The following is a 13,791-nucleotide window of genomic DNA, read 5'->3' as shown; positions in this document are numbered from 1 at the left end:
TACGGGCCCTGCATCCATTACCGCACTGTTCGGGGACGGATGCGCTCATCCCCAAGGACGACTGCCTACGGTCCCGCTCCGGCGTAAGGAGTAGGTGTTCCCCGGGTAACAACCCGGAGCCGACCGTCTGCGACGTCTCTCTTGTCCCCCTACAGACGACTGGTGTTGCCGGATCGTTCCCCACCGGACTGTGGTCCAACCGCATCCACCCCGTAAGCTTGGGTTTTGTGTTCCGTAGCCGTGCCAAGGATGAGAAGGCCGCGACCGCCGACCAGGCCTCGCCGACCGACTCCAAGCAGCCCCGAGACCCGCAGGCCCCCAAGGGTCGGCCCACGCCCAAGCGCAATGAGGCCCAGACCCAGCGCCGCAGCGTGGCCAACACCACGCTGACGCGCAAGGACGCCTCCAAGCGCCAGCGCGACGAGCGGCGGGTGCAGCTGGAGAAGCAGCGCCAGGCGCTGGCCGGCCGTGGCAACGAGCGGGATCTGCCGCTCCGTGACCGGGGTCCGATCCGCAAGTTCGCGCGTGACTACATCGACGCGCGCTTCAACGTCGCCGAGTTCTTCCTGCCGATGGCCGTGGTGATCCTGGTGCTCAGCGTGGTGCAGGTGCCCGCGCTGCAGAACATCGCGCTGCTGCTGTGGCTCGTGATCATCATCCTGATCGTGGTCGACTCGTTCCTGAACGTGTTCCGGATCCGCAAGCAGCTCGCCGAGCGCTTCCCGGGCCAGGACACCAAGGGCACGGTCTGGTACTCGCTGATGCGCTCCCTCCAGATGCGTCGACTCCGGCTGCCGAAGCCGCAGGTCAAGCGCGGAGAGCGGCCCTGAGCGCGGACTCCTTCTCCGGGGGCGCGGCGGAAGCCTGGCTGGCGAGGCTGGGCGGGCTGCGGGACGTCGTACGCCAGGAGCTGGTGGCCCGGCAGCTCGACGAGCAGATAGCCGGCCGGTATCCGGTCGGGCAGCGGCTGCGGGTGCTCGACGTCGGGATGGGCCAGGGCACGCAGGCGCTGCGGCTGGCCCGGGCCGGGCATCAGGTGACCGGGCTCGAACAGGAACCGACGATGATCGCCGCGGCGCGTGCGGCGCTGTCCGGTGAGCCCGAGGGCATCCGGGAGCGGGTGCGCATCATCGAGGGCGACGGCCGGGACACGGGCGTGCACTTCCTGCCGGGCAGTTTCGACGTCGTGCTCTGTCATGGCGTACTCATGTACGTTTCCGAGCCCGATCCGCTGCTCGCGGGCCTTGCCCGGATGCTGGCGCCGGGCGGACTGCTGTCCCTGCTCGTGCGGAACGCCGACGCGCTGGCGATGCGGCCCGGGCTGTCCTGGGACTGGGCGACCGCGCTGACCGCGTTCGACTCGACCGCGTACCGAAACCGGCTGGGCCTGGATGTGCGGGCCGACCGGCTGGACACCCTGACGGCGACGCTGGCGGGGATCGGGGCGCCGCTTCAGGCCTGGTACGGCGTGCGGGTCTTCACCGACACGGCTCCGGAGGGCGTCGAGATCCCGGACGACGTCGAACCGCTGCTGGCCGCCGAGGAGCGGGCCGGGCGGACCGACCCGTATCGGGCGGTGGCCGCGCTGCTGCATCTGTGCGGTGTGCGGGGCTGATCGCAGCCCACGGTCCAGGGGCCCGTTCGGGTCAGCAGCACAAGCCGGGCATTCACCCCAAAGAGACACTCGGCGTATGGACTCTTCCCCTGCCCGTACCCGTGTCCGTGCCCTGCGGCCCATGGCTCTGCTCGTCTGTTCGCTCGCGCTGGTCGCCGGATGCGGCGGCTCCGGGTCCTCCTCGAAGAAGGACACCTCGACCGCGCAGGCCGCCCAGGCCGCCGTGCCGATGGCGAGCGACGATCTCCAGAGCGACTACCAGAAGGTGATCAAGGAGGTCCTGCCGTCGGTCGTGCAGATCCAGGCCAGCAGTGATCTGGGGTCGGGGGTCGTGTACGACGGCCAGGGGCACATCGTCACCAACGCGCACGTCGTCGGGAACGAGAAGACCTTCAAGGTGACCACCGCGAACAGCGAGGACGTGCTCACCGCGAAGCTCGTCTACTCGTATCCCGAGCAGGACCTGGCCGTCGTCAAGCTGGACAAGGTGCCGGACGGGCTGAAGGCGGCGACCTTCGCCGACTCCGCCAAGGTCGAGGTCGGGCAGATCGTCCTCGCCATGGGCTCGCCGCTGGGACTGTCGTCCAGCGTGACGCAGGGCATCGTGTCGGCGACCGGACGGACCGTCAGCGAGGGGAGCAGCGGCGGGGGTACGGGCGCGACCATCGCCAACATGGTGCAGACCTCGGCGGCGATCAACCCCGGCAACAGCGGGGGCGCGCTCGTCAACCTGAACGGGCAGGTCATCGGTATCCCGACGCTCGCGGCGACCGACCCGGCCTTCGGGGGCGGTGCCGCGCCCGGGATCGGGTTCGCGATCCCGTCCTCGATGGTGAAGACGGTCGCCGACCAGATCATCAAGGACGGCAAGGTGACCGACTCCGGGCGGGCCGCGCTCGGCATCACCGGCCGTACGGTCGTTGACGACAGCTACCAGGCCGCCGGGGTCGCCGTGGTCGCGGTGAAGAGCGGCGGGGCCGCGGACAGGGCCGGCATCCGGGCCGGCGACATCATCACGAAGCTCGGCGACACGGGGATCAGCACGATCACCTCGCTGTCGGAGGCGCTGGCTTCCGACAGGCCGGGGCAGCGGACGACGGTGACGTACACGCGCAACGGCGCGTCGAAGAAGGTCGATGTGACGCTGGGCGAGCAGTGAGGGAGGGGGCGGCCGGTCTTTCTCCGGCCGCCCCCTCTCCCCCGGTTACGCCTCCTCGGCGTGCAGGCTCATCGGGCCGTAGATCTCCGTGGAGTCCTCGAACAGCCGCACCTGGTCCGCGCCACCCGCGACGAGGTCCTTCCACACCTCGCCGAGCCAGGACTCCGCGTCCCCCTGCGTGGTGAACTCCTCCGGCGGGACCGCGGGTTCGACCTCGGTCCCGTCGGACTTCTCGAACCGCCAGATCCATGCCGCCATGTACGCCTCCAAGGTCTCAGCGCATGCAGAGCAGAAGCCGGATCTTGGTCCGGCTTCTCCGAGAAGCCTAGTCTGATGCGCAACACCTGGTCAGGCGCGCGAAAATCAACACCGTGGAACTCACTCTGCTCGGTACCGGTGCCCCCGCGGGACTCCCCCGCCCCGACTGTCCCTGTGCGGCCTGTGCCGTGTCGCTGGGTGTCGATGCCCGGGCTGCCACCGCCGTGCTCGTGGACGGGACGCTGTTGCTGGATCTGACACCGGGGGCCGCGTTCGCGGCGGCGCGGGCCGGGCATTCGCTGGGGGGTGTGCGGCAGGTGCTGTTGTCGCATCCGCACGACGGGCCCGCCGTGGAGGTGCCGGTGGGGCTGCCGCAGCCGGGGCGGGTGCCGGACGGGCGGGAGCTGGCGCTGCTGACGGGGCACCGGGTGCGGGCAGTGGCGATGGACGCGCCGGGTACCGGGTACGCCGTCACGGGGCCGGACGGACAGCGGGTGCTGTATCTGCCGCCCGGGGCCGCGCCGGCCGGGCTGGAGGAGGGGGTCGTCGAGTCGTACGACATGGTGCTCGCCGATGTCGTGGGGCGGCCGGACGCGCTGGCCAAGCTGCGGGCGGTGGGGGCGATGGGGCCCGCGACCGATGTGATCGCCGTGCATCTCGACCACGATGTGCCGCCGGGCGCGGAGCTGACGCGGCGACTGGCCGCCGTGGGGGCGCGGGCCGTGCCGGACGGGTCGACGCTGACCGTGGGGGTGTACGAGGACGTGCCCGATGTGCCGCGGCGGACGCTCGTGCTGGGCGGGGCGCGGTCCGGGAAGTCGGTGGAGGCGGAGCGGCGGCTGGAGGCGTTCCCCGATGTGCTGTACGTCGCCACCGGCGGCTCGCGCAACGGGGACACCGAGTGGGCCTCGCGGGTCTCCGCGCACCGGGAGCGGCGGCCGGGGTCGTGGCGTACGGCGGAGACCTGTGACCTGGTGCCGTTGCTGGCGCAGGACGGGCCGCCGTTGCTGATCGACTGTCTGTCGCTGTGGCTGACGGACGCGATGGACTCCGTGGGGGCGTGGGACGACACGGAGTGGGGGGACGGCGGGGAGAAGCAACTCCGGGAGCGGGTACGGGAGTTGACCGCCGCCGTGCGGGCCACCCGGCGGACCCTGGTCGCCGTGTCGAACGAGGTCGGCTCGGGGATCGTGCCGGCGACCGCGTCCGGGCGCCGGTACCGCGACGAGCTCGGGCGGTTGAACGCGGCGATCGCCGGTGAGTGCGAGCACGTGTTGTTGGTGGTTGCCGGGCAGGCTCTCGCGCTACGGGGCTGACGGCTTCCGGCGCACGATCAGTCGCTGCGGGGCCGGGAGCCGGTCCGGGAGGCGGCGGGGTTCCGGGACGATCTCGCAGTCGTGGGGCTCCAGTTGGGCGCGCAGGCCGTCCGGGCGTCCTTCCATGAGGAGGAGGCCGCCGGGGCGCAGGACCGTGAGGGCCGCGTGGAGTTCGGCGGCGGGGTCGGGGGCGGGGGTGCGGTCGCGGAGGAGGGTGACGACGTCGTAGCGGGCGTGCAGGGCGGAGGTGATGTGCGGGTCGGTGAGGTGGCCGGCGTAGGCCTCCTCGATGCGTTCGGCGGCGCGGGCGCGGACGGCCCGGGGAGTGGGGTCGAGGCCGTCGAAGGAGGTGTACGGGAAGAGTTCCTTCGCGGTCTCGGGGAAGTGGGCGTCGCCCGTGCCGACGTCGAGCCAGCTCTCGGGTTCGGGGAGCAGGCGCAGGATCGCGCGGGCCAGGGTCCGGTGACGGCGTCGCTCGTCGAGGGCGCTGACGCGGGTGCGCAGGCTGTTCATGGCGGCTCCCGGGGACGTACGGCAAAACGGTGCAAAACGATACGTACGGGATACGGATCTTGGAGGCAAGGACGTCCGGGGCGCGTGGTGGCCATGTGGCTCTGTCGCGCGCGATCGCTGCCGGTACTGTTCGGCGAATGAGCTCGCTTAATCTCGACGACTTCACCGATCTGATCGAGCGCCCCGACGGTGGTGTGCGCCGTGACGCCGAGGCGCGGCGTGAACGTCAGATCGTGCCGCCAGGGGCGCTGGGCCGACTCGACGACCTGGGTGAGTGGCTGGCGGCGGCGCAGTCCTCCGTGCCGGTGCGGCCGGTCGAACGGCCGCGGGTGGTGCTGTTCGCGGGCGACCACGGGGTCGCCGAACTCGGTGTGTCGGCCCGACCCGCGGGCAGCGCCGGGGAGTTGGTGCGGTCGGTGCTGGAGGGCGGCAGCCCGGCGGCGGTGCTCGCCCGGCGGCTCGGGGTGCCGGTGCGGATCGTGGACATGGCCCTGGACTGCGAGCCGGACTCGCTGCCCGACGAGGTCGTGAAGCATCGCGTACGGCGGGGCAGCGGGCGGATCGACATCGAGGACGCGCTGACCCTGGAGGAGGCGACGGCCGCGTTCGAGGCGGGTGTCGCCGTGGCGAACGACGAGGCCGACTCCGGTACGGATCTGGTGGTGCTCGGCGATGTGAGCGTCGGCGGTACGACCCCGGCCTCCGTACTGATCGCCGCGCTGTGCGGCACCGACGCGTCCGTGGTCACGGGGCGGGGCGGGCTCGCGATCGACGACCTGGCGTGGATGCGCAAGTGCGCGGCGATCCGGGACGCGCTGCGCCGGGCCCGGCCGGTGCTGGGCGACCAGTTGCAGCTGCTGGCGACGGTGGGCGGCGCCGACCTCGCCGCGATGACCGGGTTCCTGCTCCAGAGCGCCGTACGGAAGCTGCCGGTGATCCTGGACGGAGTCGTGGCCGCCGCCTGTGCGCTGGTGGGTCAGCGGGTCGCGTTCCGGGCGCCGGACTGGTGGCTGGCCGGGCAGAACAGCGGGGAGCCGGGGCAGGCGAAGGCGCTGGACCGGATGGCGCTGGAGCCGCTGCTCGACCACGGGGTGACCGTCGGCGAGGGCGCGGGCGCGCTGCTCGCGCTGCCGTTGGTGCAGGCCGCGGCGGCACTCGCGGCCGAACTCCCGCTCAAGCCGGAGGAGGAGCCGGAGGAGCCGGTCGAGGCGGAGAAGCCCGAGGAGTGATCCGAGTGTGATCGTTGCGGCGACGGAAAAGAAACGTTCGCCGCAACAACACCCATATGATCCTCCTTCATGGGAGATGTCCGGGTCGGGCCCGTTCAGGAACGTCACAGCACAGGTACCTCGCGGCGGGCCGCGGCCTTCGCCGTCTGGTATCTGCGGGCCGTCGCGTTCATCAACTTCCTCAGCGCGGCGTGGGTTTCGCTGGGGCAGGACGTACGACGGCACAACCAGGAGAACTTCTTCACGCCGTATCTGCTGACCGCCGGCTTCGCGTCCGGCGTCTTCACGGCGTTCCTCGCCATCACCATGCGGCGCCGCAAACGCGCCGCGTGGATCCTGAACCTGGTGGTCAGCGGGCTGTTCCTGGCGCTGTTCGGGTTCGCGATGTCGTTCCAGGAGATCCGCCAGTACGCGCAGAACTGGATCTCCCTGGGCCTGACCGCCGCGTTCGTCGCCGCACTGCTGGTGGGGCGCCGGGAGTTCTACGCGAAGGGCGACCGGTCCAACCCCCGGCTCGCCGCCGTCGTCGCCGTCGGCGGCACGCTGGCCGCCTCGCTGCTGGCCGCGCTGCTGGTGACGGTCACCAACAAGGCGCACGACGCGTCCCGTTCGACGTTCCTGGAGCGCTGGCACTACGGCTCGTTCCGGCTGGTGTCCATCGCCGCCCCGGAGAACCGCTTCCCCGGCATCTGGACCCCGAACTGGGCCAACGTCGCCATCAACGTGCTCAGCACCGTCCTGGTCCTCGCGGTCTTCTACGCCGCGTTCCGCTCCCGGCGCGCCGTCGACCCGCTCACCGAGGACGACGAGAAGAAGCTGCGGGCGCTGCTGGAGCGGCAGGGCGAGCGGGACTCGCTCGGGTACTTCGCGCTGCGCCGGGAGAAGAGCGTGGTGTGGTCGCCGACCGGCAAGGCGGCCGTCGCCTACCGGGTCGTCGGCGGGGTGTCGCTGGCCTCCGGCGACCCGATCGGCGACCCCGAGGCCTGGCCCGGCGCGATCGAGCCCTGGCTCGCGGAAGCCCGCGTTCACGGATGGATTCCGGCCGTCATGGGCGCGAGCGAGGAGGCCGGCACCGTCTACGCGCGGCACGGGCTCGACGCCCTCGAACTCGGTGACGAAGCCCTCGTCGAGGTCGCCGACTTCACCCTTGAGGGCCGCGCCATGCGGACCGTGCGGCAGGCCTACAACCGGGTGAAGCGGGCCGGGTACACGGTCCGCATCCGCCGCCACGAGGACATTCCGGCCGAGGAGATGGCGTACCTGCTGAAGCGGGCCGACGACTGGCGGGACGGGGCCACCGAGCGCGGGTTCAGCATGGCGCTGGGGCGGCTCGGGGACCCCGACGACGGGCAGTGCGTGATGCTCGAATGCACGGACGGGGAAGACGAGTTGAGAGCGGTGCTGTCCTTCGTGCCGTGGGGCCCGCACGGGCTGTCCCTCGACCTGATGCGCCGCGACCGGGACTCCGACAACGGGCTCATGGAGTTCATGGTGATCGAACTCCTGCGCCGCGCCCAGGAGATCGGAATCACCCAGGTTTCGCTCAACTTCGCCATGTTCCGTTCGGTCTTCGAAAGGGGGGCGCGGATCGGCGCCGGACCGGTGCTGCGGCTGTGGAGGTCACTCCTCAGCTTCTTCTCCCGGTGGTGGCAGATCGAGTCGCTGTACCGCGCCAACGCCAAGTACCGGCCCATCTGGGAACCCCGGTTCCTGCTCTTCGAGAAGAGCGCGGACCTGCTGCGCATCGGCCTCGCGTCGGCGCGTGCCGAGGGGTTCCTGGAGGCGCCGGGACTGCCGAAGTGGCTGCACCGCAAGCACCTGGAGACGCACAGATGAACCGCCTCGCCCGCTGGGCCCGCGCCGAATGGGGACTGCTCTACGTCACCGTGCGCGAGCCCCTGCTGAAGCAGCGCTGGCGGGCGATCCCGATGACGATCGGGGCGGTGCTGCTGACGGCGGCCCTGCAATTCGTCCAGAACCAGTCCTGGGGCTACCAGTTCGTGCAGGACGCGGGCGCGGTCCGGGCCGAGGACCCGCTGTGGCTGGCCCTCCTGCGCACCCCGCTCTCCCTCTTCGTCCCGGCCCTGGACCTCCCCGTGTGGGGCGCCCTGGCCCAGATCCTGTTCGTCTTCGGCATCGCGGAGATCTGCATCGGCCGCCGGCGCACCCTGGTCATCGCCTACGCCGCGACCCTCGCCGGCACGCTCTACGCCCGCCTAGGCATCTGGCTCGGCTTCGACAACCCCTTCGGGCTGCCCGGCTCGGACCGCCTCGTCGTGGACACGGGCCCCTCGGCCGCGGTGGTCGGCCTCGCGGTCTTCGTCGCGTGGCGCTACGGCGCGTACGCGACGGCACTCGCGGTGACCGGCGCGATGGCCATCGAGGTCATGCTGAAGGGCAACCTCGCGGGCAAGGAACACCTGGCGGCGATCATCGCGGTGGGACTGCTGTGCCTGGCCTCGGCGCTACGACACCGGCGGCTGCGGGTTCGGTAGGCGGGGCGGGGCGGGGTGCTGTCAGCGGCGGCTGGGGATCTGTGCAGGCTCCGAGTGGAGCTCGCACACTGCCGGCCGGGAATCCGCGCGGGCCCCGGGCGAGGCTCGGTCACTGCCGGCCCGGGATGCGCGCCGGTACCAGGTGGGGCTCGCTCACTGTCGGCCCGAGATCCGCGCGGGCTCCGGGCGAGGCTCGGTCACTGCCGGCCCGGGATGCGCGCCGGTACCAGGTGGGGCTCGCTCACTGTCGGCCCGAGATCCGCGCGGGCTCCGGGCGAGGCTCGGTCACTGCCGGCCCGGGATGCGCGCCGGTACCGGGTGGGGCTCGCTCACTGTCGGACCCGGATCCGTGCGGGCTCCGGGTGGAGCTCGCACACTGCCGGCCGGGAATCCGCGCGGGCTCCGGGCGGGGCTCGCTCACTGCCGACCAGGGATGCGCGCCGGTACCGGGTCCGGCTTGCCGCCGATCCAGTCCTGGAAGGCACGGCGCGGGCCCGCCCAGCGGCGGTCGTGGTGGTAGGCGCGGAGCGCAGAGCAGACCCAGGCCCGGCGGCTGCGCGTGCGACAGGCGCGGCAGGGCTCTGCCAACGGCGACCGGGAATCCGCGCGGGCTCCGGGCGGGGCTCGCTCACTGCCGACCAGGGATGCGCGCCGGTACCGGGTCCGGCTTGCCGCCGATCCAGTCCTGGAAGGCACGGCGCGGGCCCGCCCAGCGGCGGTCGTGGTGGTACGCGCGGAGCGCAGAGCAGACCCAGGCCCGGCGGCTGCGCGTGCGACAGGCGCGGCAGGGCTCTGCCAACGGCGACCGGGAATCCGCGCGGGCTCCGGGCGGGGCTCGCTCACTGCCGGCCCGGGATGCGCGCCGGTACCGGGTCCGGCTTGCCGCCGATCCAGTCCTGGAAGGCACGGCGCGGGCCCGCCCAGCGGCGGTCGTGGTGGTACGCGCGGAGGGTCGAGCGGGCCCTGGCCCGGTGGCGGCGCTTGCGGTAGAAGCGCTTGGCCCAGGGGGAACCCGGGCGGGCCAGCCGGATCGCGCCGACGAGGGCGACCAGCGGGACGAGGACACCGAAGACGGCCGTGCGGGCCTTGCCCTTGCTCAGGGCGATGAGGGAGAAGAGGAAGTTGACTCCGACGCTGACGATCACGCCTGCGCGGTCGTGGAGTTCGGCGGCGGAGAGGTCGTTGACGCCGAAGGGCGAGAAGCCGGCGAGGACGAAGCCGACCAGGGCCGCCGTGAGCACCACCGCCTCGACGCTCTTGCGGCCCGCCTCGGTCCAGTACACGTCGTCGAGGTAGAGGATCAGCGCGAACTCGTCCAGCACCAGGCCCGCACCGATCCCGAAGACGATCGCGAACAGGGCCGACCCGACGCCGTAGCGCGTGCTGGCCACCGCGCCGAAACCGCCGAGCACGGAGAGGACCACGCCCGGGACGACGTGGTGGATGTGCACGTCACCCGCCTTGATGTTGCCGAACGGGCCCTTTCCCGCGCGGATCAGCCGGGTGATGACACGGGTGATGACGAACGTCAGGACGAAGGCGGTGAGCGCGAGGAGCAGGGGGAGTTTGCCCGGCTCGACGATGTTGCGGTGCAACCAATGTCCCATATGGGCACTTTAGCGACGGGTTTCGGAGCCGCCCCGTTGACCGCCGGGTAACCTTCGCCGGTGTCCAAGACCCCGCCTCTCGACGGCCTCCGCTTCGCGTTCGGCACGCTGACCGTTCTCCCGGTCACGGTGACTCGCTGGGACCGGGAGGCCGCGCGCGCCGGGATGATGGCGGCGCCGGTTGTCGGGGTGGTCGTCGGCGGGTGCGCGGCCGGGCTCGGACTGTTGCTGCTGTTCCTCGGCGCGGGCGCGCTGCTCGCGGCTGTCGCCACGGTCGCCGTGCCCGCCGTGCTCACCCGTGGGCTGCATCTCGACGGGCTCGCGGACACAGCGGATGGGCTCGGCAGCGGGAAGCCCGCGGAGGACGCGCTGCGGATCATGAAGCAGTCGGACATCGGGCCGTTCGGGGTGCTCAGCCTTGTCTTCGTCCTGCTGGCCCAGGTGGCTGTGCTGGCGCAGCTCTACGGCGACTCGTGGGGGCGGGGGGCGGCTGCGGCGATCGTGTCCGCGGCCGCTGCGCGGCTCGCGTTGACCTGGGCCGCCCGTACGGGGGTGCCTGCGGCTCGGCCGGAGGGGCTGGGGGCCGCGGTCGCGGGGGTTGTGCCGGTTGGGGGTGCGGTGGCTGTGACCCTGTCCTGCCTGGTGATCTCTGCGGCGCTCGGGCCGTTCTTCGGAGGGCAGGGGAGGGTGCGAGGGGTTGTGGCCGTTGTCGTGGCGCTGGTTGTCGCCGAGATTCTTCTGCGGCACTGTCGGCGGCGGTTCGGTGGAATCACGGGGGACGTGTTCGGGGGGCTTGCGGAGACTGCGGCTACGGCTGCGCTTGTGGTGCTTGCGCTGGGTGGGTGAGTGCGGGTGCATTGGGGCTGGGCGCGCCCGCGCGGCGGAGCCGCACATGTCACAGTCCCGCGCCCCTAAGGGAGTTGCCCCGAGACTTGTTCAGCAGGACCGGCGCCACGCCCCCAGTTCGTACTTCTTCTCCAGTGAACTCAGCTTCAGGCGGCGGGAGTTCGCGCAGAACTTGGACGTCGGGAGTTCGTACTCGACGTGGAAGACCGCCTTGTCGGCCTTGATGAAAGGCTTCAGGGTGTCGCATTCGCCGTACTGGGCGCACTGTTCGTTGACCGCGAAGTCGAAGTCGCCCACCAGGGCGGGGATTTGGTCGAGGTCGTTCTTGAGGCCGACCGCCATTCCGCGGTCGTGGGCCAGCTTCGCGATGAGGCGGTTGTAGCGGAGCTGGTCGGCGGCCTTCAGCGGGAAGCCGGTGTCGTTGCGGTAGCCGTCCATGTTGTCGGGCTCCACCGCGTCGAAGCCCTTCGCACGGCACATGTCGAGGCGGGTCGCCATCAGGGGTTCGAGGACGGCCGTACGGCGGATGTCCAGCCAGCGTTCGCCCTTCCAGCCGTTGCCCTTGCCCAGCACCGACTTGGGGAACTTCTTCGCGTCGGGGCGGAAGTCCTCCCAGGCACCGGTGGAGATGTAGCAGATGACCTTGCGGCCCTTGGCGTGCAGCGCGGCCACCGTGGCCTTGGACTGGTCGAAGCCGTCGATGTCGTAGACCGGGACGTCGACGGAGGTGTCCAGGCGCCCGCTGAGCTGCCACTGCCAGGCCACGCCCGGGCGGGGCTGCCACCGTTTCCCCGACTCCGGCTTGTCGTCGGGGGTGGCGGTGCAGCCCGCGAGGAGCAGGAGGAGGAGCAGGGGGAACAGTGCGGTGGGGCGTCTCACGGGGCGGGCTCCAGGGTGTGGGGCGGGGACCCCAAGGATGATCTCCCATGTGCGGTACCGCGCCGCACACCGAGGCCCCCGCGCGAACGCCCCGTCGCGCACACGCGCGTAGGCTCCGTTCTGGGCCGTCACCAGCCCCTGTGTCCACCGCCGCCGCAGGTCGGAAATAGGGTCGGTTGTCGGGCCCGGTCGACCCACCCCGTTCGACCGCGGAAACTTCACATCGGAAGCGAGAATTCACCACTGTGACTGCTCTCACTCTCAGCACCGCCGCGGCGCCCGGCCTGCGGGCCGACGCGATCGTGATCGGTGTCGGCAAGGGCGGCAAGGGCCCGGTCGTCGCACCGGGCGCCGACGCCGTGGACAAGGCGTACGACGGCAGACTCGCCGGCGTCCTGGAGACCCTGGGCGCCTCCGGTGCCGAAGGCGAGATCACGAAGCTGCCCGCCCCGGCCGGCTTCAAGGCGCCGCTCGTGCTCGCGGTGGGCCTCGGCGCGGAGCCCAAGGACGGCGACGCGTACGACGCCGAGGCGCTGCGCCGGGCCGCCGGCGTCGCCGCCCGTGCCCTGACCGGTGCCAAGAAGGCCGCCTTCGCACTGCCCCTCGCGGACGCGGCCGTCGCCGGCGCGATCGCCGAGGGCGCGCTGCTCGGCGCGTACTCCTTCGACGCGTACAAGGACAGCGGCAAGGACGCCAAGGGCAAGGGCCCGCTCGGCGAGGTCGCCCTGCTCGGTGGCAAGCCGCGCGACAAGGAGTACAAGGCGGCCGTGGAGCGTGCTCTCGCGGTCACCGAGGAGCTGAACCGCGCCCGCGACCTCATCAACACCCCGCCGAACGACCTCGACCCCGAGGCCTTCGCCGCCGTCGCGCAGACCGCGGCGAAGGAGCACGGCATCAAGGTGGAGGTGCTCGACGAGAAGGCCCTGGAGAAGGGCGGCTACGGCGGCATCCTCGGCGTCGGCGCCGGGTCCGCGGCCGGTCCGCGCCTGGTGAAGCTGTCGTACACGCACGCCGGCGCCACCAAGCACCTCGCGTTCGTCGGCAAGGGCATCACCTACGACTCGGGCGGCATCTCGCTCAAGCCGGCCGGGCACAACGAGACGATGAAGTGCGACATGAGCGGCGCCGCGGCGGTCTTCGCGGCCGTGGTCTCCGCCGCCCGGCTGGGCCTCGAGGTCAACGTCACCGGCTGGCTGGCGCTCGCCGAGAACATGCCGTCCGGTTCCGCGACCCGTCCCGGTGACGTGCTGCGCATGTACAGCGGCAAGACCGTCGAGGTCCTCAACACCGACGCCGAGGGCCGGCTGGTCCTCGCCGACGCGCTGTGGGCGGCGTCGGCGGAGAAGCCGGACGCGATCGTGGACGTGGCGACGCTGACCGGGGCGATGGTGCTGGCTCTCGGAAGCCGGACCTTCGGGGTCATGGCCAACGACGACGCCTTCCGTGCCGCGATCGTCGACGCGGCGGAGGAGGTCGGCGAGCCGTCCTGGCCGATGCCGCTGCCCGACCACCTGCGCAAGGGGATGGACTCCCCCACCGCCGACATCGCCAACATGGGTGAGCGGATGGGTGGCGGACTGGTCGCGGGCCTGTTCCTGCGGGAGTTCGTGGGTGAGGGGATCACCTGGGCGCACCTCGACATCGCGGGGCCGGCGTTCAACGAGGGCGGGCCGTTCGGTTACACGCCCAAGGGTGGGACCGGGTCTGCGGTGCGGACGCTCGTGCGGCTTGCGGAGCTGACTGCTGCGGGTGACCTGGGCTGAGGTTCGCCCAATAGCTCGATGCCTTTAGGTGCGTGGGCGACTGCGGGTCGGTTGTGGCCGGTCGCGCAGTTCCCCGCGCCCCTAGGGTGTCGCACCCAGGTGTCTCACCAA

The 13,791-nt window shown here is 71.7% G+C and carries 13 protein-coding genes; 9 read left to right on the top strand and 4 right to left on the bottom strand.

Annotation, left to right across the window (positions count from 1 at the left end; genetic code table 11):
- Positions 1-227 precede the first annotated feature (227 nt).
- The 3 genes from ACQHII_RS34565 to ACQHII_RS34555 all read left to right on the top strand — a co-directional run bounded on the left by ACQHII_RS34565 (position 228) and on the right by ACQHII_RS34555 (position 2,774).
- A complete protein-coding gene (locus ACQHII_RS34565) occupies positions 228-830 on the top strand; it encodes a DUF3043 domain-containing protein (protein WP_427922961.1) in 603 nt (200 codons plus the stop codon).
- Between the two features lie 83 nt (positions 831-913).
- Positions 914-1,615 carry a class I SAM-dependent methyltransferase gene (locus ACQHII_RS34560; protein ID WP_427922960.1) on the top strand — a complete coding sequence of 234 codons (702 nt, stop codon included), beginning with the start codon at positions 914-916 and terminating at the stop codon, positions 1,613-1,615.
- A gap of 76 nt (positions 1,616-1,691) precedes the next feature.
- Positions 1,692-2,774 carry a S1C family serine protease gene (locus ACQHII_RS34555; protein ID WP_427922959.1) on the top strand — a complete coding sequence of 361 codons (1,083 nt, stop codon included), beginning with the start codon at positions 1,692-1,694 and terminating at the stop codon, positions 2,772-2,774.
- Positions 2,775-2,819: 45 nt separating this feature from the next.
- Here the strand turns inward: ACQHII_RS34555 and ACQHII_RS34550 are convergent, their stop codons facing one another.
- Positions 2,820-3,032 (bottom strand): hypothetical protein, encoded by a 213-nt coding sequence (locus ACQHII_RS34550; RefSeq protein WP_019075820.1) that lies wholly within the window; start codon positions 3,030-3,032, stop codon positions 2,820-2,822.
- Positions 3,033-3,145: 113 nt separating this feature from the next.
- Here ACQHII_RS34550 and ACQHII_RS34545 point away from each other — a divergent pair, with 113 nt between their 5' ends.
- On the top strand, positions 3,146-4,348 hold the full coding sequence (locus ACQHII_RS34545) for a bifunctional adenosylcobinamide kinase/adenosylcobinamide-phosphate guanylyltransferase (RefSeq protein ID WP_427922958.1): 1,203 nt from the start codon (positions 3,146-3,148) through the stop codon (positions 4,346-4,348).
- Here the strand turns inward: ACQHII_RS34545 and ACQHII_RS34540 are convergent.
- Positions 4,337-4,861 (bottom strand): methyltransferase domain-containing protein, encoded by a 525-nt coding sequence (locus ACQHII_RS34540; RefSeq protein WP_427922957.1) that lies wholly within the window; start codon positions 4,859-4,861, stop codon positions 4,337-4,339. The genes ACQHII_RS34545 and ACQHII_RS34540 overlap by 12 nt on opposite strands.
- A gap of 137 nt (positions 4,862-4,998) precedes the next feature.
- On the opposite strand from ACQHII_RS34540, the gene cobT reads away from it, so the two are divergent.
- The 3 genes from cobT (at position 4,999) to ACQHII_RS34525 (ending at position 8,585) form a co-directional block, all read left to right on the top strand.
- Entirely contained in the window at positions 4,999-6,090 is a 1,092-nt protein-coding gene (gene cobT, locus ACQHII_RS34535; RefSeq protein WP_427922956.1) for a nicotinate-nucleotide--dimethylbenzimidazole phosphoribosyltransferase, read from the top strand.
- 69 nt (positions 6,091-6,159) lie between these two features.
- Positions 6,160-7,926 carry a phosphatidylglycerol lysyltransferase domain-containing protein gene (locus ACQHII_RS34530; RefSeq protein ID WP_427922955.1) on the top strand — a complete coding sequence of 589 codons (1,767 nt, stop codon included), beginning with the start codon at positions 6,160-6,162 and terminating at the stop codon, positions 7,924-7,926.
- Complete coding sequence (locus ACQHII_RS34525; RefSeq protein ID WP_427922954.1) at positions 7,923-8,585, top strand: hypothetical protein; 663 nt, start codon at positions 7,923-7,925, stop codon at positions 8,583-8,585. The genes ACQHII_RS34530 and ACQHII_RS34525 overlap by 4 nt, the downstream gene beginning before the upstream one ends.
- 839 nt (positions 8,586-9,424) lie before the next feature.
- Here ACQHII_RS34525 and ACQHII_RS34520 read toward each other — a convergent pair.
- A complete protein-coding gene (locus ACQHII_RS34520; RefSeq protein WP_427922953.1) occupies positions 9,425-10,192 on the bottom strand; it encodes a hypothetical protein in 768 nt (255 codons plus the stop codon).
- Between the two features lie 60 nt (positions 10,193-10,252).
- On the opposite strand from ACQHII_RS34520, the gene ACQHII_RS34515 reads away from it, so the two are divergent.
- Positions 10,253-11,038, top strand: coding sequence for an adenosylcobinamide-GDP ribazoletransferase (locus tag ACQHII_RS34515; protein WP_427922952.1), 786 nt, complete (start codon positions 10,253-10,255; stop codon positions 11,036-11,038).
- Positions 11,039-11,128: 90 nt separating this feature from the next.
- Here the strand turns inward: ACQHII_RS34515 and ACQHII_RS34510 are convergent, their stop codons facing one another.
- Complete coding sequence (locus ACQHII_RS34510) at positions 11,129-11,917, bottom strand: endo alpha-1,4 polygalactosaminidase (RefSeq protein WP_427922951.1); 789 nt, start codon at positions 11,915-11,917, stop codon at positions 11,129-11,131.
- Between the two features lie 245 nt (positions 11,918-12,162).
- On the opposite strand from ACQHII_RS34510, the gene ACQHII_RS34505 reads away from it, so the two are divergent.
- Positions 12,163-13,680, top strand: coding sequence for a leucyl aminopeptidase (locus tag ACQHII_RS34505; protein WP_427922950.1), 1,518 nt, complete (start codon positions 12,163-12,165; stop codon positions 13,678-13,680).
- Positions 13,681-13,791 lie beyond the last annotated feature (111 nt).

The sequence above is a fragment of the Streptomyces sp. cg40 genome (assembly GCF_050320165.1).
GTDB classification, from domain to species: Bacteria; Actinomycetota; Actinomycetes; order Streptomycetales; family Streptomycetaceae; genus Streptomyces; species Streptomyces hokutonensis.
Note: the sequence above shows the minus strand (reverse complement) of the source record. Positions and strands in the feature narration are given on the sequence as shown.